Origin of the sequence: Thalassococcus halodurans, assembly GCF_900108225.1 — a bacterium.
GTDB classification, from domain to species: domain Bacteria; phylum Pseudomonadota; class Alphaproteobacteria; order Rhodobacterales; family Rhodobacteraceae; genus Thalassococcus; species Thalassococcus halodurans.
In genome coordinates, this window is the sequence record NZ_FNUZ01000001.1 from 825918 (window position 1) to 849140 (window position 23223).

A 23223-nucleotide genomic window follows, 5' to 3' on the forward strand; every position below is an offset into this window, starting at 1 on the left:
CAGTGAACCTGTCGCGCCCTACCCTTTCACCAGACGTAGCGCAAGCATGGCAAAAACCACAGAGGCAATGCGGTTCAGAACAATCGCACGGCGCGTCATCGCGCTGGCAAACCAGCCGCCCAGCGCGCCGTAGGCCGAAGTGACGAAAAACCCTGTTGTGATGAACATCGCGCCTAGTATGAGCATCTGCGCCCAAACAGAGCCGCGTGCGGGGTCTGCAAACTGCGGCAGGAAGGCCAATACGAACAGCGCAACTTTCGGGTTCAGCAGATTGGTGATCGCGCCTTGGCGGACGGCCCCCAGAAGGCTGGCCCTGCCTTGCGCTTTCTTTGTTTGGGGGTCAGCAGTCCAGGCTTGCCATGCCAGCCACAAAAGGTAAGCCGCGCCTGCATATCGCAGAATGTCGAACCCCAAGGGATACGCCGCCAACAAGGCCGCCACGCCGAAGGTCGCCAACAGAACATGGCCCATCGCGCCTAAGGCAACACCGGCGGAAGCCGCAACACCTGCGCGCCAGCCACCACGGGTGCCCGAGGCGATGGCGAACATCACATCCGCTCCCGGTGTCAGGTTCAACGCGATGCCAGCGGTCAGAAAGGTAAGGATGGTTGGCAGATCTAGCATGGTCAGTCCTTTTGCGGCAAACCGTCGGCGATGTCGTAGTAGTCGCCCTTGTCAGCAACGAAGATGTGCTTTTCCAGCGTGACACCCGAGGGCCCGTCTACGGCGCCCAAGGCAAAACTGATCGTGTCTTCGTCATGCGCCTTCCAGAACAGGAACGATCCACACCGCGGGCAGATGCCGCGTTTGGCGATATCTGATGCCTCGAACCACGTGACCGGCCCTGTGATGGACAGGTCGCCGTCCGAAACCTGCGCCGAGGACCACGCATAGCCCGACATTTTGCGGCATTGGGTGCAGTGGCAGACCGACATGCCCTTGGGCGTTCCGGTTACGTCAAACGTGACATCTCCGCAGCAGCAGCTTCCCTTAATCATGCCTTATCCCCAATTGAAAATCGTGGCCGCCAAAGCGACGCCATATAAAATGAAACAGGACGCCAGAACGCGGCGCACCACTGTGTTCGCAACCGCACCCATGGCCGCGCGTCCCAACACTGCGCCCAAGGCGGTGTAGCCGCAATAGCTGAGTGCAGTGATGACCAGCGCCGTCGGCACAATCGCCGACATCTGCGCCATGATCGGCACGTCCGGCTGTACGAATTGCGAAAAGGCGGCAAGGTACCCCGCTACGCTTTTCGGGTTGATCGTGGCGATCATAAAGGCACGGACATAGATTGATCCAGCGGCAGGGGCTTGGGTGGCCAAGGGTTTGTCCGCCGCGCGCCAGTTGCGGACACCCAGCCAGATCAGCACTGCCGCGCCGAGCAGCTTGGCGATCAGAAAGCCTGTCGGTGAGTGGGTCAGCAGCGCGGTGATACCAGCTGCTGACAAGATCAGGAACAGCAGCGCTTGGGTCAGAATACCCAACACGCCCCAAAGCGCGCGGCGGAACCCGAGGTTCATACCGTTCTGGATGCAGTTGACCGCATTTGGACCGGGCGAGGTGACAAAGACGACCCAGAAGGCCGCAAATATCAGCCAGCCCTCAAGACTCATGTCGCATTCGCAAAGGTTGCGGCCAGAATGTCGGTCAGGGCATCTGCGTCATCTTGGGTAAAGGCGGCGGGTTGGTCGCTGTCGATGTCCAAAACGCCCAGCAACGTGCCCGCAGAGTTCCAGACCGGCAGAACGATTTCGGACCGCGTCGACGATGCGCAGGCGATGTGGCCGGGGAAGTTATCGACGTCATCGACCAGTTGCACCTGCCCTGTCCGCGCCGCCGCGCCGCAGACACCACGCGAAAACGGGATCACAAGACAGCCGTGGCCACCCTGATAAGGCCCGATCTTCAGAACTTCAGGCTCGGTCACGCGATAGAACCCAGTCCAGTCGAACCGGTCGTCCGCATGATGCAGCTCACAGGCCACCGTTGCCATCAGGGCGACTGTGTCGGTTTCGCCTTCGGCCAAAGCAGCAATGGTTTTCGACAGTTCGGAATAATCAGCGCGCATGGGAAGTCCTTCTACTTGGCCAAGGCGTAGACCCGCCATCGGCCAAGTGCAAGATCACGCGCGGTCGTCTTTCGGCGATCCCATCACCACATAGGATGTGATCGTATTGATCTGCGGAAGCGTGCCCAGAATATCGGTGTGGAACACCTTGTAGGCGGCCAGATCCGGCACCTCGACCCGCAGCAGGTATTCGACCGATCCGGTGATGTTGTGACACTCCCGCACCTCGGGCGCACGTATCAGCGCACGCTCAAACGCCTCTTGGCTGGCCTTGGTGTGGCTGTTCAGACCGACAGTGATATAGGCGACAAAACCGACGCCCATCTTTTCCGCAGATAGCGTTGCACGGTAACCCGTGATGGTGCCGTTCTTCTCAAGCGCGGCAACGCGGCGAAGGCAGGCCGAAGGCGACAGCCCCACCCGTTCGGCCAGCGCCAGATTGCTCAGCCGACCGTCGCGACGCAATTCTTGCAATATATTTTCGTCGATTCTGTCCATTATCGATATTTATTGCAAAACTTTTTACCAAACCGCAATCAACGCAATTCAATGCCACAAAATCTAGGGCAATCATTGCGCCATGAACTACGATCTTCTTCCCGCCCTCTTCGCCTTTGCCCTTGTGACCGTGATCACACCGGGGCCGAACAACCTGATGCTGATGGCGTCCGGTACAAATTTCGGCTTTCGCCGCACGATCCCGCATATGCTGGGTGTTGGCTTGGGCTTTCCGACGATGTGCTTTCTCGTCGGGTTGGGCGTGATGAAACTGTTTGATCTGTGGCCCATGTCCTACACGGTTCTGACCGTCGTTTCGGTGCTTTATATGCTGTATCTGGCATGGAAGATCGCCAACGCCGCCCCGATGGGCGACGGCACGACCGAGGGCAAACCTCTGACCTTCCTTCAGGCCGCGTCGTTCCAGTGGGTCAATCCCAAGGCATGGTCCATGGCGCTCTCTGCAATCACGCTTTACGCCAGCGGCCGCGATATGATCTCGGTCCTTTGGGTGGCGGGGATGTATGTGCTGTGTTCCTGCATATCGACCACCAGTTGGACGGTTCTCGGCACCGGCATCCGCCATCTGCTGGCCAATCCCATGCGGTTGCGCATTTTCAACTGGTCGATGGCCGCGCTTCTGGTGCTTTCGCTGGTGCCAGTGTTGCTGAACCAATCCTGAACGGTTGCAAAGTAGGCGACGCAGGGTCATATAGCCGCAAGACCAAGATGGGGCCTATACATGCATTACCTCGACTTTGAAAAACCGCTGGCAGAAATTGAAGGCAAGGCTGAAGAGCTGCGCGCAATGGCCAAGGTCAATGAGGAAATGGATATCGAAGCCGAGGCAAAGGCGCTGGACGCCAAAGCCGACGGGCTTCTGAAAGACCTGTATTCCAAACTGACACCGTGGCGGAAATGTCAGGTGGCGCGCCACCCCGAACGCCCCCATTGTCAGGACTATATCGAAGCCCTGTTCACCGAATACACGCCGCTGGCAGGTGACCGGAACTTTGCCGACGATCTGGCCGTCATGGGCGGCTTGGCGCGGTTTAACGACCGCCCCGTGGTGGTGATCGGCCATGAAAAAGGCAAAGACACCAATTCCCGCCTGAAGCACAACTTCGGCATGGCCCGTCCCGAAGGCTACCGCAAAGCGATCCGTCTGATGGATATGGCCGACCGTTTCCGCCTGCCGGTTGTGACGCTGGTCGACACCCCCGGCGCCTATCCGGGCAAAGGCGCAGAAGAGCGCGGCCAGTCCGAGGCCATCGCCCGCTGCACGGAAAAATGCCTGCAAATCGGCGTGCCCAGCGTGACTGTGATCACCGGTGAAGGCGGGTCCGGCGGTGCTGTCGCCTTTGCCACCGCGAACCGCGTCGCGATGCTGGAGCATTCCGTCTATTCGGTGATCTCGCCCGAAGGCTGCGCCTCGATCCTGTGGAAGGATGCCGAGAAGATGCGCGAAGCCGCCGAAGCGCTGCGCCTGACCGCGCAAGACCTGCACAAGCTGGCTGTGATCGACCGCATCATCAAAGAACCAATGGGCGGCGCCCACCGCGACAGCGAAAGCACGATTGCCGCTGTTGGCGCGACGATCGCCGCGATGCTGGCCGATCTGGAAGACAAAAAGCCGGCGGACCTGATCAAGCAACGCCGCAAAAAGTTCCTGGATATGGGCAGCCGCGGTCTGGCCGCCTAAGCAAAGTTCACCAGACTACAAAACAAAAGGGCTGCACGATGGGCAGCCCTTTTTCGTATCGATGTCGCGGTGATTATTCCTCACCGGCAACGCCTCGATAGACCAGTTTTCCTGCACCAACGGCACCTTTCGCGGCAAGCTTGGTCGCACCGGATGCCACATCAACGGTGTTGTCGATCACCTGGTTTGTCGAACAGGCCGACAGGCCCAGAACCAATGCGACAGCGATAGCTTTGCGTGCGGAAAATACAGTCATCAATTTCACTCCTTCACCCAACGTGGGTTTCTCTGGCGCGGCGCGTTTCGATCTGCACCTTGGCCGTTGAGAGATAGATAGGCGCTTTCATCACAACAGAAAAACGAATAAGAAATATGCTTAACCAGACTATTTCTTATGGATATGCGATATGGACATCCAGCTGATCCGAACCTTCCTTGAAGTCGCCGCAACAGGGTCTTTCGTGAACGCCAGCGACCGGCTGTATGTCACCCAGTCCGCCGTCAGCCTGCGGATCCAGCGCCTTGAGGATTCGCTTGGCAAACAGCTGTTCATCAGATCCAAGGCCGGTGCGGAACTCACCTCAGCAGGCCGCGAATTCGAACGCTACGCCCTGTCGCTGATCAAAATCTGGGAAGAGGCCCGCCAGCAGATCGGCGTGCCTGAGGGGTACACCAAGTCCCTGACCATCGGCGCGCAATATTCGCTGTGGCCCCGCCTGGGCTTCCGCTGGATCGACCAGATGCAGGCCACCATGCCTACCCTGAATATCCGCGCAGAACTTGGGATGCCCGATCGCATCACCCGCTTTCTTGTTGAAGGCGTGGTTCAGATCGGCCTGATGTATAACCCCCAATTACGCCCCGGCCTGTCTGCCAGCAAGGTTCTGGAAGAAGAGCTGGTTCTGGTCGCATCCTGGCCCGCCACGCTGGATGAAATCCCTGAAAACTATGTCTTCGTCGATTGGGGCCCCGAGTTCCTGCACGCCCACGCGCTGGAATTGCCCGATCTGACCAACCCCGGTTTGACCCTGTCACTGGGCGCGATGGCTGCGGATTATATCGTGAACCGGCGCGCGGCCGCCTACCTGCCAGCGCGCTATGTCAAACGCTATCTGGACGAAGGGCGTCTGCACCTTGTTCCGGACGCACCGATGTTTCCCTATCCAATCTGGTCCGTCTGGCGGGATGATCTGGACGAAGAAATCCGCACCACCGCAGAGCTGACGCTTACCACGGTCCAGTCTCAGATGGACGAACTTCAAAACGCGGTTCTGGATGATTTGAACGACATCAGCAGCGGCGACAGCATCGAAGTGCTTGGGCATTCGGACGAATTTCGCAAACATAAGTAAAACTCGGATTATACCTAATTATTTTGAATTTTTCTTGGCGAAAGTCTTTTCCTACATCAGTCCCAGCAGAAATGCTCCCGGCCGATCCGGTCGGGGCAAGCTTTTGTTGGGAAAGGAAAACCAATGAAAAACAAAGCGACATTCACCACAAGCGCCATCGCGCTCATCGCCGCCATGTCGGCCACAGCCGCAAGCGCTCAAACACTGATCGGCCGCGACACAGTTGCGGAAGACCGCAACGAAGACCTCATCGAAGCCATCGAAGATGATGCCGAGCGCACACTGGACCGTTTCGGCAACGAAGGCCGCCCGCAAGGCTTCAACGGCTCGTTCGCCCTGCGCGGCATTGCCGAAAGCGGCAACAACGAAAGCGTCAACCTCGGCATCGGTTCGGACATCAACTATGTCTGGGGCCAGAACGGCATCGAGCTGCAGCTGAACTACGCCTACACCGATGACGATGACTCTGATCCGGAAGAAAGCCTGTACTATGGTCTGGAATACACACGCGATTTCAACCCCGTCACATTCGGCTTTGCCAAAGTTCAGGGCTCGGTTGACAGCGCAACAGACGCACAGTTCGAAACAGACACATTCGTCAGCTTCGGCGCCGGTTACCGCATCTTCAACGAAGCCGACCGTCAGTGGTCTGTTCAGGCCGGCCCGGGCTACCGCTTTGCCGAACTGAACGACGTGACAAAAGGCGACGTCAGCGAAGGCGCGTTTGGCCTATCCTCTGACTTCGCCCAGAAACTGACCGAAACTGTCGCGCTCACTGCGGACACAGACGTGATCTGGTCTGAATCGGACACCGTGGTCTTCAACGATCTGGCGATCAGCGTCGCTATGACAGACGCTCTGTCGCTGCGCACAAGCTTGCTGACCGAATACCACACCGAGCCCGGCACAGCGAAACACACCGACAACACCTTCGGCGTCTCGCTGGTCTACTCGTTCAACCAATAACCCCAACCCTTATGAAAGCCGGAGGCAGAAACACTGCCCCCGGCACACTCCCGAGCAGCTGTTTCATCTGTCATGAAATACTCCGGGGTCCGGGGCGGAGCCCCGGTCAGGCACCCGTCACACCAGACGCGCACCACAAGGTCATTGCACCTGCTACGAAATTGCGGGATTTTGAGCCTATCGCCGACATTCCCCCGCGCGGCTGAAAGGACCCAGAATGACCGATACGCCGCCCCTGCCGGACTTCGACCTTTACGGTTTCACACCCTACAGGCTGGCCGTCGCGGCGAAACACACCAGCGAACAACTTGCCCGCCAGTACCGCGACCGCTTCGGCATCTCGATCCCCGAATGGCGCGTTCTCGTGCACCTTGCCCACTCAGGCAACACATCCGTGCGCGACATCGAAGCCCGCGTCGCGATGGAAAAATACGAAGTCAGCCGCGCCGCCAAACGCCTGCGGGAAGCGGGCCTGATCGAACGCAAGGAAAACCCCGAAGACCGCCGCCTGATCATCCTGTCCCTCACAGTTGAAGGCCAAAAAATGATGGCTGAATTGCTCCCCATGGCCAAAGCCCATCAGGCCGAATTGGAAAAACGTCTGGGGGATGCGTTCAAGCAGTTGGAAGCAGGGCTAGAGGCGCTTTTGAATGAAACGAAATGAGCGCTGCCTTATTTCGGTCAATCACCATTTTATGCGCTAATTGACGGCACTGTGCGATGCAGCCAAAGTCAGCTTTTAATTTACACTGAAAGTTCTTCGATGCGCCTGATCCTTTGCCACAAAAATTTTAGCTTTCCCAAAAGCGTTCAGATCCCCGAGGAGACTTTCACTTTTCTATGCTGGGAAGACTTTTCCGTTGGGCCACTCGGCGATTGGATAGATCTGACCGAGTTCAGAAGATCAAGGGAAGCATTCTGGAGCAAATCAACTGGCTCTGTTCTGCCTGACGGCAGTGCAATGCCCTACTTCGTTTGGACACAAATCCTTCCAAAATTCGATTTGGTCGAGATGCATAAGAACGGGATTGATATCGACGATGCAGCTCTGCCTCTTGAGTTTGACGATGCAGCGCCCGTCGCGACGGAAATTGAAGTTTGGCGGGATCAATCCGTAAATGGCGTAATATTTCAATGGTACTTGAGCGCTCTCCTCCCAACGATGGGAATTGATCTGAGCAATGTTTCAATTTGTCTGTTCCCACAGGCTAATTCTGAAAAGTTTACGGAAAAGTTCTGGTCGGAAATGCTTTGCGACATGCCAAATCGCGCCTATCCTGCGAGGGCAATAAGTTTGTCGGATTGGCAGAAAATGTTGCAGTGCTGGGAGGCTATTGCAAATTTACCTGATCCAATTGACGCATCCTTGCATAAGACCTCGGATAAACATGCGCTTCAGGTATTTGAGGTCATGAGAGGTCGTCAACCTGACGCTTTGACCGGATTGAATAACATACAAACCCGCATTTTGCGGGCCACATCGGTTGATTGGAAGAAAATGGCACGGTCGATAGGCGATGCCATGGTCGCGGGCGGCAATGTCGACGATCACGTGCCGGTCAACACATTAGAGGCGACGTTAAACGAAATGGCAAAGATGCCCCACCCGCTGATCGAGAAAAGAGGTGTGGGTCCAATGCACAAATGTGATGTGCGTCTAACCGCTCAAGGGCAACGAAAACTAAGGCAGATAGGCGAAAATATCTGAACGGCAGTTAAGGCCCGAGACTGCTGATATAAAGCGGCCATCACTCCAAAAGAGGAGAACGCTGGTTTCTACAAAAAAAGGGAAGATTGGTGGAGCCTAGGGGGATCGAACCCCTGACCTCTTGCATGCCATGCAAGCGCTCTCCCAGCTGAGCTAAGGCCCCATCATGTCAGTGCGTCGCACTGTGCGGCGTCACTTACGAAAAGCCACGGGCAGGATCAAGCGTAAATCGCCTGCCCGTGACGAAAATCTTTAGTCTTCGTTGTCGTCCGCGACGTCAGCGATTTCGTCCAGCGAGACGTTATCGTCGTCATCGTCGTCCAGTACATCCTCGTCATCGAGGTCCAGATCGACATCATCTTCCAGTACATCAACATCATCTTCGTTGTTGATGTCAGCTTTCATCTTCGCGCCATCGGCGGCGTCGGCTGCAATCATGCTGCGCTTGCCGGTGTCGATTTCCACGACTTCACCGGTATAGGGGCTGACGATTGGGTTGCGGTTCAGGTCGTAGAACCGTTTACCTGTCGTTGGGCAGACGCGCTTAACGCCCCATTCTTCCTTGGGCATGGGAAGTCCCTTTCAATCCTGTAAGTCTTGAGACAATCAGGGCCACCTGCCATAAGGTGACAGCCGTGTCAAAGGCTTTGACAGCATCACGGGCCCTGTGCCTGTTTCGGAGACCGATATGGGCCTGATTGCGCTTGAGGGCAACCCACCAATTCCCGTTATTTTGCGGCGTTCGGCGCGGGCCAAGCGAATCTCGTTGCGGCTGTCTTCGCTGGACGGGCGCGTGACGCTGACACTGCCCCGTTCTGTCCCCGAAGCCGAGGGAATCGCCTTTTTGCGGGCGAAAGAGGACTGGCTGCGCGGGCATCTGGCGAAACAGGTGTCGCATGTTGCCATTTCCGCCGGCTCCGTGCTGCCTGTCGAAGGGCGCGACTTAACACTGCACCCTGCGCAGGGACGCAGGATAGCGGTGGAAGACGACAGGCTTTTGATTCCCGGTGAACCGGATCGCATGGCCACACGGGCGCGCACCTTTCTGAAGACACTGGCGCGCGAGCGGCTGGTCACCGCATCGGACCACTACGCGGGCCTTCTGGGCAAGCCCTATAGCCGCATCACGCTGCGCGATACGCGGTCGCGGTGGGGGTCGTGCAGCAGCACCGGCGGGCTGTCTTATTCGTGGCGACTGATCCTCGCTCCACCTGATGTCCTGCGGTATGTGGCCGCGCATGAGGTGGCGCATCTTGCTGAAATGAACCACTCGGATAGGTTCTGGCGCGTGGTAGAAGAGCTGTACGGTCCATGGAAGGAACAACGCAACTGGTTGCGCCAAAACGGGCCGCGTTTGCACGGCTACCGTTTTGACGATTGACCTTGTTCTAATTTGTGATCACAAAATAGCCGATGCTGCCACCTGTGTCCGATCCTATCCGCCAACCGGCCCGTCAATCCGACGCTGCAACGTCGGCGCATGACCGCGTGTATCGCGGCCTGCGGTCGCGCATCATGTTCGGACAGATGGCACCGGGTGAATCTTTAACCCTGCGCGGCATTGGTCGTGATTTCCATTGTTCCATGACGCCTGCACGCGAAGCGGTCCATCGGCTGGTGGCCGAGGGCGCATTGCAGATGTCGTCATCGGGCCGCGTCGCCACGCCCGAACTATCAGGTGAACGGATCGAAGAGCTGGCATCGTTGCGCGCGCTTCTGGAAGTGGAACTGGCCAGCCGCGCCCTGCCCCGCGCCCACATGGCGCTGATTGAGCGTCTGCAAAGCATCAACAACGCGATCACCGAGGTCGTGTCGAACCGCGATGCGATGGGCTATATCCGCGCCAATCTGGAATTCCACCGCACGCTTTACCTGCGTGCGCAGGCCCCAGCGATGTTGGCAATGACGGAAACGGTCTGGCTTCAGCTGGGGCCCACAATGCGCGCGCTTTATTCGCGTCTGCGTCGGTCCGAGGCCCCCTATCAGCACCGCCTGATCATCGCAGCCCTGAAAGCAGGCGATGAACCGGGCCTGCGGTTGGCGGTACGTTCGGATGTGACCAACGGGCTTAAGATGCTCGCTGATCCCTAGGCTGGCACCTGATCTGGCCGGGTCCACACCAAACAATCATCATCGACATATACAGAAATCTGGAACCTTTCCGGATTTTCTGCGTTAACGTCTGATCACACATCCGGTCGCCTTGCCTGCGAAACCGGAACAAACACAAGGGGCGACGGCCCCGACAACCAGAGGCACACTAATGATCCGCAGCCGCATGCGCGCATTGCACCCCGTTCGCTTTTTCCTGATTTCCGCTTTTGTCACGATCTTCTCGGTGCTCGCTGGGACGGCACAGGCACAAGGCCTGTCTCTTGGCATGGATACGTCATCATCCTCGAATGAAAGCAGTTCCGAGGGCGGTTCGGAAAACGGAGCCCTTCAAAGCCTGCTGGACGTGTTGCAAGACGATGCAGCACGCGCTGAGCTGATCGAGAAACTGGAAACGGTGGTTAATGATGGTGCGCAGGCCGCAGATGACGCTGCAGACACTGTCGCAGACGCCGTAGAAAATCAGGAATCCATCGGCACCCGAATCGCGCAGTTCACGCAGGCCACGGCCGAGACAATCGCCGCCCGCGTGACCTCACTTTATGACACGCTGACGGGGTCTTCCGGCGTTCTGCGCGGCCTGACGCGCGTTGATACCGATGTGCTTTGGCAAGCGGTCCAATCGCTGTTTCTGGTCATCATCATCACAGTCGCCGTCTTTATGGTGCTGCGTCGCCTGATGATGCCCTTCTTCCGGTCCATGGGCGAACGCGCCGAACACCGGAACATTCTGCACCGTGCTTTCCTGTTCCTTGGGTCGACCTTTATCGATGCGATGATTGTCGTTGTGGCGTGGGGCATCGGCTATGCCATTACGCTGTTGGCACTGGGTGAAACCGCCCAGATCGGTTTCCGCCAGACATTGTACCTGAACGCCTTCCTGATTGTTGAGCTGATCAAGGTGGCGATCCGTTCGGTGATCTCACCCTCTGCTGGCGGCTTGCGCCCTGTGAACCTGTCGAATGTCGCAGCCAAGCGGATCAACCTGCACAGCAATATCGTGGTCTCAATCCTGGGCTATGGCCAGTTGCTGGTGATCCCGATCATCAACCGCAATGTGGGCTACACAGCCGGTCTTGCGGTGTCAGCGCTGCTGTCGTTGATCGTGCTGTTCTATGTCGTTTTCCTTGTCATCTATCACCGCGACACAGTGGCCAACTGGATCGCGCGCCGGATGCTGACGGAAACCTACGAAGAAGAAACCGACGACGCGCCGAAGCAGTCCGAAAAGTACCGCCTGCGCGGCGTGTTCGGCACGCTTGTCCGCAGCTGGCACTGGTTCGCCCTGATCTATCTGGCCGTGATGTTTACCGTCATCGTGTCCAGCCCGTCTGACGTGGTGGTCAGCTATCTTGCCGCCAGCGGTAAGGTCCTTCTGGCCGTGCTGGTCGGTTCGATGATTGTCAGCGTAATCGGTCAGGCAATGCTGCGTGGTATCAGCCTGCCGGATGACATCAAAAGCATGCTGCCGACACTAGAGCCGCGCCTGAATTCGATCGTACCGAAAATTCTGCTGGGCCTGCGCATCATCGTCACGATTGCTGTTTTGGCCTACGCGCTGAACATCATGGGCCTGACGTTCATCGGATCATGGCTGTCGTCGGCATCCGGTCTGCAGTTCTCGGGCGCACTGGTGTCGGTGGGTATGATCCTTCTGGTCGCAGCGGCCATCTGGCTCGCGTTCAACTCTTGGCTGGAATACAAACTGAACCCCGATTACGGCCGCGCGCCGACGGTGCGTGAGAAAACACTACTGTCCCTGCTGAAAAACGCGTTCTCGATCGCGCTGTTCGTTCTGACCGCGATGTTCTGCTTGTCCGAAATCGGCCTGAACATCGGGCCGCTGATCGCCTCTGCCGGTGTTCTCGGTCTGGCGATTGGTTTCGGTGCGCAAAAGCTGGTTCAGGACATCATCACAGGTGTCTTCATCCAGTTCGAAAACGCCATGAACGTTGGTGACGTTGTAACAGTAGGTGGCACCACCGGTACGGTTGAGAAGCTGACTGTCCGCTCTGTCAGCCTGCGTGACGTACAGGGTGTGTTCCATATCATCCCGTTCTCGTCGGTGGACATGGTGTCGAACTATATGCGCGAGTTCTCATACTTTGTCTGCGACATGGGCGTGGCCTACCGCGAGAACGTCAGCGACGTGAAGAAGGCGATGTTCGATGCCTTTGAAGAGCTGAAGTCGGATCAGGAAATCGCCAACGTCCTGCTGGGCGATCTGGAATGGTTTGGCCTGAACAGCTTTGGCGACAGCGCCATCGTTTTGCGCGCACGGATCAAAACGATCCCTGGCTCGCAGTGGTCCACAGGCCGTGCCTACAACGAAATCCTGAAGCGTATCTTCGACGAACAGGGCATCGAGATTCCGTACCCGTACCAGACAATAGTGTTTGGCGAGACGAAAGAAGGCGAAACCCAGCCAATCCGCCTGTCGCCCCCGTCCGAGGACAAGGACGAAGGCGCCAAAGTGGAGCGCAAGGAGCAGCTCGATGCACCCTTGGCGGAAGATGCCGGAGATACAAACGGAGACAATCCAGACGGCGGCGTCGACCGCTAACGGATCCCTTTAAAAAAGCGGAACGCGAGGCTTTCACCTCGCGTTCTTTTTTGTCTCGTCCTTCGCCTCCGGCTACGTCCTCGGGCTGGCGCTGACCCCCATGGTATTTTCTGCCCGGAAATACCTCGGGGGAATTGGCCGCAGGCCAAGGGGGCAGAGCCCCCTAGCCCTTATCAGCCGTCGACGCGGATCGTTGCGTTCTTCGGATCGTACGGGCTGTCCTCGGTCACTTCGGCATCCCAAAGCTCTTTGAACAACCGCACCTTCAGCTTGGTGCCCGGCTCTGCCAGTTCCGGTTTAACATAGCCCATACCGATGGACTTGCCGAAGGCCGCAGACCAGCCACCGGATGTCAGACGACCCACACGTGTTCCGTCCTCTGTGTACAGCGCCTCGCGGCCCCATGGATCCGCGTCCTCGGGTCCATCGATCAGAAGCGTCACACATTTGGAGCGGATGCCGGTTTTGACCATCGCGTCCTTGCCGTAGAAATCCTTGTCCAGATCGACAAAGCGGTCCAGTCCGGCCTCGAGCGGGGTCGCATCGCGGCCCAATTCGGTGCCGAAGGCGCGGTAGGATTTTTCCTGACGCAGCCAGTTCTGAGCGCGGGCACCGACCAGTTTCAGGCCATGCTTTTCGCCCTCTTTCAGCAGCAGGTCCCAAAGGTAGTTCTGCATTTCGATGGGGTGGTGCAATTCCCAGCCAAGCTCACCGGTGTACGCCACACGGATCGCGTTGACGGGGCACATACCCAGTTCGATCTGACGGTAGGACAGCCACGGGAAGCGTTTGTTGGACAGGGCCGTTTCCGGATCAGCGTCCTTGATCAGACCTTTCAGCAGATCCCGCGCTTTCGGGCCCGCAAGGGCGAAGACACCGTATTGCGATGTCACGTCCTGAAGATTGATGCGGCCGAACTCGGGCTCTTTGTCTTCAATCGCCTTCTTCAGATAGTCCTGATCGTAGGCGTGCCATGCACCTGCCGAGACAAGGTAATAGTCGTCCTCGCCTTCGCGCACGATGGTGTATTCGGTGCGCGTGGTGCCTGCGCTGGTCAGAGCGTAGGTCAGGTTGATGCGGCCAACCTTGGGCAGCTTGTTGGTGGTGAACCAGTCAAGGAACGCTGTCGCACCCGGACCGCTGAGGCGGTGCTTGGTGAAGGCCGTTGCGTCGATCAGGCCCACGCCTTCGCGGATCGCCTTGGCCTCGTCTGCCGCATACTGCCACCAGCCACCACGGCGGAACGAACGTGCGTCGTGGTCAAAGTTGTCGTCTGCATCCAGCGGACCGTAGTAGTTGGGGCGTTCCCAACCGTTGACCACGCCAAACTGGGCGCCCTTTGCTTTCTGACGATCATAGGCCGGGCCTGTGCGCAACGGGCGGCAGGCGGGGCGTTCTTCGTCGGGGTGGTGCAGGATGTAGACGTGTTCATATGCTTCTTCGTTTTTACGAGCAGCATATTCGGTCGTCATCCAGGACCCGTAGCGTTTCGGATCAAGCGATGCCATGTCGATCTCGGCTTCGCCTTCGACCATCAGCTGGGCAAGGTAGTGACCTGCGCCGCCAGCAGCCGTGATCCCAAACGAAAAGCCTTCGGCCAGCCACATGTTGCGCAGACCCGGTGCCGGACCGATCAGCGGGTTGCCATCAGGGGTGTAGCAGATCGGGCCGTTGAAATCGTCCTTCAGACCCACCGTTTCCGACGATGGAATACGGTGGATCATAGACATGTATTCTTCTTCGATCCGGTCCAGATCAAGCGGGAACAGATCGGCGCGGAAGCTGTCGGGGACGCCGTATTCAAAGCACGCCGGTGCATTCAGTTCGTAGGGGCCAAGGATCCAGCCGCCGCGTTCTTCACGCACGTACCATTTCGCGTCGGCATCGCGCAGAACGGGGTGCTGTTCGTTGCCCGCTTCGCGATAGGCCAACAGGGCCGGATCGGGTTCCGTCACGATGAACTGGTGTTCGACCGGAATCGCGGGGATCTTGATGCCAAGCATTTTGGCCGTGCGTTGTGCGTGGTTGCCTGTGGCCGTGACCACATGTTCTGCACTGATGACGGTTTGTTCGTCGGACGGCACAAGGTTGCCGCCCTTTTCGACCATCTTGGTAACTGTCACGTCCCAGTGGTCACCTTTCCACTCATAGCCATCAACCTGCCACTTGCGTTCGATGGTCACGCCACGCTGGCGCGCGCCCTTGGCCATCGCCATGGTGACGTCGGCAGGGTTAATATAGCCATCGGTCGGGTGATAGATCGCGCCCTTCAGGTCTTCTGTGTTGACCAGCGGCCACCGTTCTTTGATTTGATCGGGCGTCATCCATTCGTACGGAACCCCAACGGTTTCTGCCGTTGTTGCATAGACCATGTATTCGTCCATGCGTTCGTCTGTCTGCGCCATACGCAGGTTACCAACCACAAAGAAGCCAGCGTTCAGGCCGGTTTCTTCCTCAAGCGTTTTGTAGAACTTGATCGAGTAATCGTGGATGTGGGTCGTCGCGTAGGACATGTTGAAATAGGGCAAAAGGCCCGCAGCATGCCACGTCGAGCCTGAGGTCAGCTCGTCGCGTTCCAGCAACATTACATCAGACCAGCCCGCTCGGGCCAAATGATATGCGATGGACGTGCCGACCGCACCGCCCCCGACAACAAGCGCTTTGACGTTGGTTTTCATACCCGAACTCCTACTGTGTTGCGGAGACCTTATCGTGGCCGCCCAAGCCAAAGTCGCGTTCCCACGACAGAACACAAAGAAAATGCGACATGAGGCGAAAAACGACACCGTCAGGACCCGTTGGTGCCGCTCAGATTCGTTCAGGCCTGCCAACAGCAAGGGCATGGGCGACCTGTTTTGCCCAATTGCGGCAGATTCACGCTGATCGGCCTGTCTTCGGGCCTTTTATCGGCGCATCGGCATCCCTATAAGAACCAAAACCCGCATCGGCAGAGTCGCGGGTCACTGGCCTTTTGGGGATACGGGAATACGATGTTTGGACTGGAAAAACTTCTGGGTGCCTTTGCGGCGGACATGGCCATCGACTTGGGCACAGCAAACACGCTGGTTTATGTCAAAGGCCGCGGTGTTATCCTGTCTGAACCGTCCGTTGTCGCCTATCACGTCAAGGACGGCGTCAAAAAGGTTCTGGCCGTTGGTGAAGACGCCAAGCTGATGCTGGGCCGGACACCCGGATCGATCGAAGCGATTCGCCCTATGCGCGAAGGCGTGATTGCCGACTTCGACGTTGCGGAAGAGATGATCAAGCACTTCATCCGCAAGGTTCATAAGCGTTCGACATTCTCCAAACCCAAGATCATCGTCTGCGTGCCCCACGGTGCGACGCCGGTTGAAAAGCGTGCGATCCGTCAGTCGGTTCTGTCCGCTGGTGCCCGCAAGGCCGGTCTGATTGCCGAACCGATCGCTGCGGCGATTGGTGCGGGCATGCCGATCACCGACCCGACCGGCAACATGGTCGTCGACATCGGCGGCGGTACAACCGAGGTTGCGGTTCTGTCGCTGGGCGACATCGTTTACGCCCGTTCCGTCCGCGTCGGTGGTGACCGCATGGACGAGGCGATCATTTCCTACCTGCGTCGCCAGCAGAACCTGCTGGTTGGTGAATCCACCGCAGAACGCATCAAGACATCGATCGGCACCGCGCGTATGCCCGACGATGGCCGTGGCTCGTCCATGCAAATCCGTGGTCGCGACCTGCTGAACGGTGTTCCGAAAGAAACCGAGATTTCGCAGGCCCAAGTGGCCGAGGCGCTGTCCGAACCGGTTCAAGCCATTTGCGAAGCGGTCATGACCGCGCTGGAAGCAACCCCGCCGGATCTGGCGGCAGACATCGTTGACCGTGGTGTGATGCTGACAGGTGGCGGTGCGCTGCTGGGCGATCTGGACCTTGCACTGCGCGAACAGACCGGTCTGGCGGTGTCCATCGCGGACGAAAGCCTGAACTGTGTGGCCTTGGGCACCGGCAAAGCGCTGGAATACGAAAAGCAACTGCGCCACGCGATCGACTACGACAGCTAACGCGGCAACCATCAAAGGGGCGCTGTATTGGCTAGGGACCGCAATTCAGAAGATTACACAGGACCGCTCAAGCGGCTTTTGCTGGCGCTGTTCGTCCTGTTTCTGATCGCGCTGTTTCTGTTCTGGCGCATCGATTCCCCGCGCGTGGAACGGTTCCGCGCGCAGATTGTCGATGCTGTCGTTCCCAACATGGACTGGGCCATGGCTCCTGTCACGGCGGTGGTGAAAATCGCCCGTGATTTCCGCAGCTATCAGCAAATTTACGATCAAAATCAGGAACTTCGCCGCGAACTGCGCCAGATGACGGCGTGGAAAGAGGCCGCAGTCCAACTGGAACAGGAAAACGCCCGCCTGCGCGATCTGAACAACGTGCGGCTTGATCCACGGCTGACCTATATCACCGGTGTTGTGATTGCGGACTCCGGCTCTCCCTTCCGTCAGAGTGTGCTGATCAACGTAGGCTCCCGCGACGGGATCGTGGATGGTTGGGCGGCGATGGACGGCATCGGCCTTGTCGGGCGCATATCGGGTGTGGGCGCGAACACAAGCCGCGTGATCCTTTTGACCGACGCGACCAGCCGCATCCCTGCGATCATCCAGCCCTCGGGCCAGCGCGCCATCGTGACCGGCGACAACAGCTCGGCCCCGCCCATCGACTTTCTGGAAAATCCCGATCTGGTGCGCCCCGGCGACCGTATCGTGACGTCCGGCGATGGCGAGGTCTTTCCCCCCGGCTTGCTGATCGGTCAGGTCGCAAAAGACCCCGGCGGCCGTCTGCGCGCGCGTCTTGCGGCAGACTATGAGCGGCTCGAATTCCTGCGCATCCTGCGGGACCACGGCGCGCGGCGCGTGCGCGAACCATCGGCCCTGATCCTGCCCGAAGGCGACATCAGCGCCCCCATCGAGCCGACCGACCCTGCCGAGGGTGACGGACAATGATCGACACGGCGACATTGCGTCTGTGGTGGATGCGGTTTCTCTATGTCGCGATTTGCCTGATGGTCATGTTCTTTGACCTGCTGCCATTAAACTCGCAGCCTGACCGCATCTCGGGGCCTGATCTGATCACGGCCGTGACCTTTGCATGGGCCATCCGCAGGCCAGAGTATGTGCCGGGTCTTTTGGTGGGTTTTGTCGCCTTGCTGGCGGACTTTGTGTTGCAACGCCCCCCCGGTCTGTGGGCCGCGCTGTTGGTGGTTATGACCGAAAGCCTGAAACGTCAGGATCGCAGCCAGCGCGAACCGCTGTTTTCGATCGAGTGGCTAACTATTGCCGTCAGCGTAATCGTGATGTTGGTCATCTACCAAATTGTCCGTCTGGTGTTTATTATCGAACCAGCGGGATGGACGCTGATCACCACTCAGGCAGTGATGACAATCGCCGTTTATCCCGTTGTCGTGCTTCTGTCCCACTTCTTATTCGGGGTCAGACGCGGGAACCCGAGGGATTCAGATAAACTGTCACACGCCCGATGAGACGAACGCCAAAGGATACAGCGGCCAGCTTCCGCAAGATTTCCCGCAGGGGCATGATCCTTGGCGGGCTACAGGTGGGCTTTGCCGGTTTGCTTGCGCTGCGTATGCGGCATTTGCAGGTGGATCAGGCGGATGAGTTCCGTCTGCTGGCCGAAGAAAACCGCATCAACCTGCGTCTTTTGCCTCCGTCACGCGGACAAATCTTTGATCGTAATGGCCGCGTTATTGCTGCAAACGAACCGTCCTACCGGATCACCTTGGTTCAGGAAGATGCCGGAGACGTCGACGCCGTTATCGCACGCCTGTCGATGCTGGTTGAACTGGACGAAGACGAATTGAACCGTGCTTTGACCGAAATGAAGCGGTCCGCGCCGTTCCTGCCGGTCACCATTGCGGATCGCGTAGGCTGGGACGCGATAAGCCGCGTTGCCGTCAATGCACCCGCCCTGCCCGGCGTCACGCCCGAGGTCGGTCTAAGCCGGATTTATCCCAACGCTGATATCTATGCACATATTGCGGGCTATGTGGGCCCCGTGTCTGAACGCGACCTGAACCGCTACGAAGACCCTGATCCCGTGCTGCGCATTCCGCGCTTCCAGATCGGCAAGGTCGGTGTCGAGGCAAAATACGAAGACATGCTGCGTGGCCGCGCCGGTGCCAAGCGGGTTGAGGTGAATGCCGTTGGCCGCGTGATGCGCGAACTGGATCGTCGCGAGGGCGAAGCAGGTTCTGATCTTCAACTGACCATCGACACGGATTTGCAGGACTATGTGCAGGCCCGCTTGGGCGAGGAAAGCGCATCGGTCGTGGTGATGGATGTGGAAACCGGCGACGTGCTGGCCTGTGCATCGGCACCGACGTATGACCCGAACAAATTCGTGCGCGGTATTTCGGTTGCGGATTACGCCGTCTACCGCGACAACGAAAAGCGCCCGCTTGCGTCGAAAACCGTGCAGGACGCCTATCCGCCCGGGTCCACCTTTAAAATGATCACCGCGCTTGCGGCGTTGGAAGCAGGGGTCATCACCCCATCCGAGACTGTTTATTGCCCGGGTCACCTTGAGGTCGGCGGACGCAAGTTCCACTGCTGGAAACGTGCGGGCCACGGTCACATGAACCTTGAACAGTCGCTGCGCGAAAGCTGTGACGTCTATTATTACGATCTGGCGCTGAAGGTCGGCATCGAAAAAATCGCCGACATGGCCCGTCGTTTGGGACTTGGCGAAACCTTTGATTTCCCAATGTCGGCAGTGACCAGCGGCCTTGTTCCGGACAAGGCGTGGAAACTGCGTGAACGGGACAGCGAATGGGTGATCGGTGATACGGTCAACGCGTCTATCGGTCAGGGCTTTGTCCTGTCGTCACCTCTGCAGCAGGCCGTCATGACAGCGCGCATCGCCACGGGCCGTGCGGTCGAGCCTCGGCTGATCAAATCGGTGGACAGCGTTGAGTTGCCGTCGAAAGGCGGCGCATCGCTCGGGATCAACGAAAACGATCTGAAACAGGTGCGCAAGGCCATGTATGCCGTATCGAACAACCGGCGCGGCACGGCCTATAAATCGCGGATCATCGACGACACTGTCCGCATGGCGGGGAAAACCGGTACATCGCAGGTGCGCAACATCACCGCTGCCGAACGGGCGCGCGGCGTGACACGCAACGAAGACTTGCCATGGGAACGGCGCGACCATGCGTTGTTTGTGGATTTCGCCCCCTACGACAAACCCAAGATCGCGGTTGCTGTCGTGGTCGAACACGGCGGCGGCGGATCGACCGCTGCGGCACCGATTGCCCGCGACGTGACCTTGCAGGCGCTGTTCAAAGGCACCCCCCCGCTTGAGGCCTACCCGCAAGGCGACCGCAGCCGGATCAAGGCCCAGCAGGAACGTCTGGAACGCGAACGCCGCGCACGGCAAGAAAGCAATCCGGGCCGCGCATGAGCTATTTAGAGTATTCCGTCAAAACCACCCCAAGCGGTTGGCGCAAGGTTCTTTACCTGAACTGGCCGATCGTGATCCTGCTGACAGCCATCGCCTGCGTTGGGTTCCTGATGCTTTATTCCGTGGCCGGCGGGTCGTTTTCACCTTGGGCCGAGCCGCAGATGAAACGCTATCTGCTTGGCCTCGCGGTGATGTTTATCGTGGCGCTGGTGCCGATCTGGTTCTGGCGAAACATGGCTGTGGTGGCCTATCTGGTGTCCCTGGCCCTGTTGCTGGCGGTGGAATTCTTTGGAACCGTCGGTATGGGCGCCCAGCGCTGGATCGACATCGGTTTTATGCGGTTGCAGCCATCGGAATTGATGAAGATTGCCTTGGTGATGGTGCTGGCCGCCTACTATGACTGGCTGCCCATCAAGAAGACGTCCCATCCTTTCTGGGTCCTGTTGCCCGTTTTGATCATCCTGTTACCAACCGGCATGGTTCTGACCCAACCCGACCTCGGGACAGCGCTTTTGCTGATGATTTCGGGCGGGTTGATGATGTTTTTGGCGGGTGTCCACTGGGCCTATTTCGGCGGCGTCATTGCGGCGGGGATCGGCACGGTCGCCGCTGTTTTTGAAAGCCGCGGGACCGATTGGCAGCTGCTGAAAGACTATCAGTACAAACGGATCGATACCTTTCTAGACCCGTCACAGGACCCGCTTGGCGCGGGCTATCACATCACGCAAGCCAAGATTGCGATGGGGTCCGGTGGCTGGACGGGGCGCGGGTTTATGCAAGGCACACAGTCGCGCCTGAACTTCCTTCCGGAAAAGCATACCGACTTTATCTTCAACACGCTGGCCGAGGAATTCGGCTTTATCGGCGGGTTTTCCCTACTGGTTCTGTACGTGCTGATCCTTGTGTTCTGCGTCATCTCGGCCCTTCAGAACAAAGACCGGTTTTCGTCCTTGCTGATCCTGGGCGTTGGCCTGACCCTATTCCTGTTCTTTGCGGTGAACATGTCGATGGTTATGGGCCTTGCGCCGGTTGTGGGTGTGCCCTTACCGCTGGTCAGCTACGGTGGCTCGGCCATGCTTGTTCTGATGCTGGCCTTTGGCCTTGTTCAAAGCGCCCATATCCACCGCCCGAGGTAATCCATGACATTGACGATCCAGTTCGCCGCAAATTCCGCCCAATGGGAGGAATACGAACCACTTTTGCGTGACGCACTGGATGCTCGGGGACTCGACTATACACTTTCCACCGACGTTCCGCCGGATCAGGTGGACTACATCGTGTATTCGCCGGATTCCAAGGTGAAGGACTTTACCCCATTCACGCGGCTGAAGGCTGTTCTGAACCTATGGGCGGGTGTTGAAAAGGTTGTCGGAAACCAGACGTTGACCGTTCCCCTTTGCCGGATGGTCGATGACGCGGGCCTGACCCAAGGCATGGTCGAATGGGTCACGGGCCACGCTCTGCGCCACCATTTGGGGATGGATGCGCATATTCAGAACCCCGATCATAAGTGGACGCCCAAGCCCCCGCCTCTGGCGCGCGAACGGAAGGTTGCGATGCTTGGCCTGGGCGAGTTGGGACAGGCCTGCGCGGCGCAACTGGTGGCGCTTGGGTTCGACGTGCACGGTTGGAGCCGTACCGAGAAATCGGTCAACGGTGTCACCTGCCACCATGGCAATGACGGGCTGATAGATGCCCTGACCGATGCTCAGATCATCGTGTTATTGCTGCCGGACACGCCCGCCACGACCAATGTGATCAATTCGAACACGCTGGACCTGACAGCCAAGGGCGCGTTCCTGATCAACCCCGGTCGCGGCCCCCTGATCGATGACGATGCGCTGATCGCTGCCTTGGATAGCGGGCAGATTGCCCACGCCACGCTGGATGTGTTCCGTATAGAGCCGTTGCCGCAGGACCATCCGTTCTGGGCACATCCGCAGGTGACGATCACACCGCATATCGCGTCGGCGACACGTCCTAAAACAGCGGCACAGGTCGTGGCCATGAACATTCATCGTAACGAAACGGGCGAGGGTCTGCTCCATGTGGTGGACCGCACCGCCGGTTACTGATAGCAGCGCGCCAAGCCAATGGAGAATCCCATGACCTTCGACCGTTCCATCAAAATCGCCCCGTCCATCCTTGCCGCCGATTTCGCCAACTTCGGCGCAGAAATCGATGCCATCGAAGCGCAGGGCGCTGACTGGATCCACGTTGACGTCATGGACGGTCACTTTGTGCCGAACATCAGCTTTGGCCCGACCACTTGCGCCGCGATCCGCCCGCACATCAAAACCGTCATGGACGTGCACCTGATGATTGCTCCGGTTGATCCCTATATCGACGCCTTCGCACAGGCCGGTGCTGACATCATCACCGCCCACGTCGAAGCAGGCCCCCACATCCACCGCACGCTGCAAGCGATCCGTGCGGCGGGTTGCAAGGCTGGCGTCGCACTGAACCCCGGCACCCCTGCCGAGGCGGTTGAACACCTGCTCGACCTGACCGATCTGGTCTGTGTGATGACAGTGAACCCCGGTTTCGGCGGTCAGAAGTTCATCGACATGACCAACAAAGTACGCAAGCTGCGCAGCATGATTGGCGATCGCGAAATCCACATCGAAATCGACGGTGGTGTTGATCCGACCACAGCACCTTTGGTGGCCGCTGCCGGTGCCGATGTTCTGGTTGCAGGCTCTGCCGCATTCCGTGGCGGGTCGGTCAGCAACCCTGCGCCTTATGGCGACAACATCCGCGCCATCCGCGCGGCGGCAGAAGGCGCGCTGTAAGCCG

24 protein-coding genes and 1 tRNA gene are annotated in these 23223 nt (G+C 58.5%); 16 read left to right on the forward strand and 9 right to left on the reverse strand.

All coding sequences use genetic code 11. From position 1 onward, the window contains the following. Positions 1 to 18: 18 nt before the first annotated feature. From C4S59_RS04060 to C4S59_RS04080, 5 genes are read right to left on the reverse strand one after another with little or no spacing between them, the layout of a single operon-like run. On the reverse strand, positions 19 to 624 hold the full coding sequence (locus C4S59_RS04060) for a LysE family translocator (protein ID WP_103909167.1): 606 nt from the start codon (positions 622 to 624) through the stop codon (positions 19 to 21). 2 nt (positions 625 to 626) lie between these two features. Next, positions 627 to 998, reverse strand: coding sequence for a GFA family protein (locus C4S59_RS04065; protein ID WP_103909168.1), 372 nt, complete (start codon positions 996 to 998; stop codon positions 627 to 629). Positions 999 to 1001: 3 nt separating this feature from the next. Then, complete coding sequence (locus tag C4S59_RS04070) at positions 1002 to 1619, reverse strand: LysE family translocator (protein ID WP_103909169.1); 618 nt, start codon at positions 1617 to 1619, stop codon at positions 1002 to 1004. Further along, positions 1616 to 2074 (reverse strand): GAF domain-containing protein, encoded by a 459-nt coding sequence (locus C4S59_RS04075; protein WP_103909170.1) that lies wholly within the window; start codon positions 2072 to 2074, stop codon positions 1616 to 1618. Before C4S59_RS04075 ends, C4S59_RS04070 begins: the two co-directional genes overlap by 4 nt. Positions 2075 to 2128: 54 nt before the next feature. Continuing rightward, on the reverse strand, positions 2129 to 2572 hold the full coding sequence (locus C4S59_RS04080) for an Lrp/AsnC family transcriptional regulator (protein ID WP_200813160.1): 444 nt from the start codon (positions 2570 to 2572) through the stop codon (positions 2129 to 2131). A gap of 82 nt (positions 2573 to 2654) precedes the next feature. On the opposite strand from C4S59_RS04080, the gene C4S59_RS04085 reads away from it, so the two are divergent. Continuing rightward, positions 2655 to 3254, forward strand: coding sequence for a LysE family translocator (locus tag C4S59_RS04085; protein WP_103909172.1), 600 nt, complete (start codon positions 2655 to 2657; stop codon positions 3252 to 3254). Positions 3255 to 3314: 60 nt separating this feature from the next. Continuing rightward, positions 3315 to 4274, forward strand: a complete 960-nt coding sequence (locus C4S59_RS04090; protein ID WP_103909173.1) for an acetyl-CoA carboxylase carboxyltransferase subunit alpha — start codon at positions 3315 to 3317, stop codon at positions 4272 to 4274. Between the two features lie 73 nt (positions 4275 to 4347). On the opposite strand, the gene C4S59_RS04095 is transcribed toward C4S59_RS04090, so the two are convergent. Next, positions 4348 to 4530 carry a hypothetical protein gene (locus C4S59_RS04095; RefSeq protein ID WP_103909174.1) on the reverse strand — a complete coding sequence of 61 codons (183 nt, stop codon included), beginning with the start codon at positions 4528 to 4530 and terminating at the stop codon, positions 4348 to 4350. 151 nt (positions 4531 to 4681) lie between these two features. Here C4S59_RS04095 and C4S59_RS04100 point away from each other — a divergent pair, with 151 nt between their 5' ends. The 4 genes from C4S59_RS04100 (at position 4682) to C4S59_RS04115 (ending at position 8300) form a co-directional block, all read left to right on the forward strand. Further along, complete coding sequence (locus C4S59_RS04100; protein WP_103909175.1) at positions 4682 to 5626, forward strand: LysR family transcriptional regulator; 945 nt, start codon at positions 4682 to 4684, stop codon at positions 5624 to 5626. 123 nt (positions 5627 to 5749) lie between these two features. After that, positions 5750 to 6592 (forward strand): DUF481 domain-containing protein, encoded by an 843-nt coding sequence (locus C4S59_RS04105; protein WP_103909176.1) that lies wholly within the window; start codon positions 5750 to 5752, stop codon positions 6590 to 6592. Positions 6593 to 6809: 217 nt separating this feature from the next. Next, positions 6810 to 7256 carry a MarR family winged helix-turn-helix transcriptional regulator gene (locus tag C4S59_RS04110; protein ID WP_103909177.1) on the forward strand — a complete coding sequence of 149 codons (447 nt, stop codon included), beginning with the start codon at positions 6810 to 6812 and terminating at the stop codon, positions 7254 to 7256. A 99-nt stretch (positions 7257 to 7355) separates the two neighbouring features. After that, complete coding sequence (locus C4S59_RS04115) at positions 7356 to 8300, forward strand: hypothetical protein (protein ID WP_103909178.1); 945 nt, start codon at positions 7356 to 7358, stop codon at positions 8298 to 8300. 87 nt (positions 8301 to 8387) lie between these two features. On the opposite strand, the gene C4S59_RS04120 is transcribed toward C4S59_RS04115, so the two are convergent. Both C4S59_RS04120 and C4S59_RS04125 read right to left on the reverse strand, forming a co-directional pair. Next, a tRNA-Ala gene (locus C4S59_RS04120) sits at positions 8388 to 8463 on the reverse strand. 89 nt (positions 8464 to 8552) lie between these two features. Beyond that, positions 8553 to 8870: a TIGR02300 family protein gene (locus C4S59_RS04125; protein WP_103909179.1), complete on the reverse strand. Its 318-nt coding sequence runs from the start codon at positions 8868 to 8870 to the stop codon at positions 8553 to 8555. 118 nt (positions 8871 to 8988) lie between these two features. Between C4S59_RS04125 and C4S59_RS04130 the strand changes: the two genes are divergently transcribed. The 3 genes from C4S59_RS04130 (at position 8989) to C4S59_RS04140 (ending at position 12975) form a co-directional block, all read left to right on the forward strand. Beyond that, the gene (locus C4S59_RS04130; RefSeq protein ID WP_103909180.1) at positions 8989 to 9681 is read left to right on the forward strand and encodes a M48 family metallopeptidase; all 693 of its coding nucleotides are present in this window, start codon (positions 8989 to 8991) and stop codon (positions 9679 to 9681) included. Between the two features lie 32 nt (positions 9682 to 9713). After that, positions 9714 to 10391, forward strand: coding sequence for a GntR family transcriptional regulator (locus C4S59_RS04135; protein ID WP_103909181.1), 678 nt, complete (start codon positions 9714 to 9716; stop codon positions 10389 to 10391). A gap of 172 nt (positions 10392 to 10563) precedes the next feature. Further along, positions 10564 to 12975: a mechanosensitive ion channel domain-containing protein gene (locus C4S59_RS04140; protein WP_234994667.1), complete on the forward strand. Its 2412-nt coding sequence runs from the start codon at positions 10564 to 10566 to the stop codon at positions 12973 to 12975. Positions 12976 to 13148: 173 nt separating this feature from the next. Here the strand turns inward: C4S59_RS04140 and C4S59_RS04145 are convergent, their stop codons facing one another. After that, complete coding sequence (locus tag C4S59_RS04145) at positions 13149 to 15653, reverse strand: GcvT family protein (RefSeq protein ID WP_103909182.1); 2505 nt, start codon at positions 15651 to 15653, stop codon at positions 13149 to 13151. Between the two features lie 312 nt (positions 15654 to 15965). Between C4S59_RS04145 and C4S59_RS04150 the strand changes: the two genes are divergently transcribed. The 7 genes from C4S59_RS04150 to rpe are packed head-to-tail and all read left to right on the forward strand — an operon-like array spanning position 15966 to position 23219. After that, positions 15966 to 17012 (forward strand): rod shape-determining protein, encoded by a 1047-nt coding sequence (locus C4S59_RS04150; protein ID WP_103909183.1) that lies wholly within the window; start codon positions 15966 to 15968, stop codon positions 17010 to 17012. A 27-nt stretch (positions 17013 to 17039) separates the two neighbouring features. Beyond that, positions 17040 to 17951 carry a rod shape-determining protein MreC gene (gene mreC, locus C4S59_RS04155; RefSeq protein ID WP_103909184.1) on the forward strand — a complete coding sequence of 304 codons (912 nt, stop codon included), beginning with the start codon at positions 17040 to 17042 and terminating at the stop codon, positions 17949 to 17951. Then, the gene (locus tag C4S59_RS04160) at positions 17948 to 18487 is read left to right on the forward strand and encodes a rod shape-determining protein MreD (protein WP_103909185.1); all 540 of its coding nucleotides are present in this window, start codon (positions 17948 to 17950) and stop codon (positions 18485 to 18487) included. Before mreC ends, C4S59_RS04160 begins: the two co-directional genes overlap by 4 nt. Continuing rightward, positions 18484 to 20427, forward strand: a complete 1944-nt coding sequence (gene mrdA / locus C4S59_RS04165; RefSeq protein ID WP_103909186.1) for a penicillin-binding protein 2 — start codon at positions 18484 to 18486, stop codon at positions 20425 to 20427. Before C4S59_RS04160 ends, mrdA begins: the two co-directional genes overlap by 4 nt. Beyond that, positions 20424 to 21563 carry a rod shape-determining protein RodA gene (gene rodA / locus C4S59_RS04170; RefSeq protein WP_103909187.1) on the forward strand — a complete coding sequence of 380 codons (1140 nt, stop codon included), beginning with the start codon at positions 20424 to 20426 and terminating at the stop codon, positions 21561 to 21563. The genes mrdA and rodA overlap by 4 nt, the downstream gene beginning before the upstream one ends. A 3-nt stretch (positions 21564 to 21566) precedes the next feature. Further along, on the forward strand, positions 21567 to 22502 hold the full coding sequence (locus C4S59_RS04175) for a 2-hydroxyacid dehydrogenase (RefSeq protein ID WP_103909188.1): 936 nt from the start codon (positions 21567 to 21569) through the stop codon (positions 22500 to 22502). A 30-nt stretch (positions 22503 to 22532) separates the two neighbouring features. After that, complete coding sequence (gene rpe, locus C4S59_RS04180; protein WP_103909189.1) at positions 22533 to 23219, forward strand: ribulose-phosphate 3-epimerase; 687 nt, start codon at positions 22533 to 22535, stop codon at positions 23217 to 23219. The last annotated feature ends 4 nt before the right edge of the window (positions 23220 to 23223 follow it).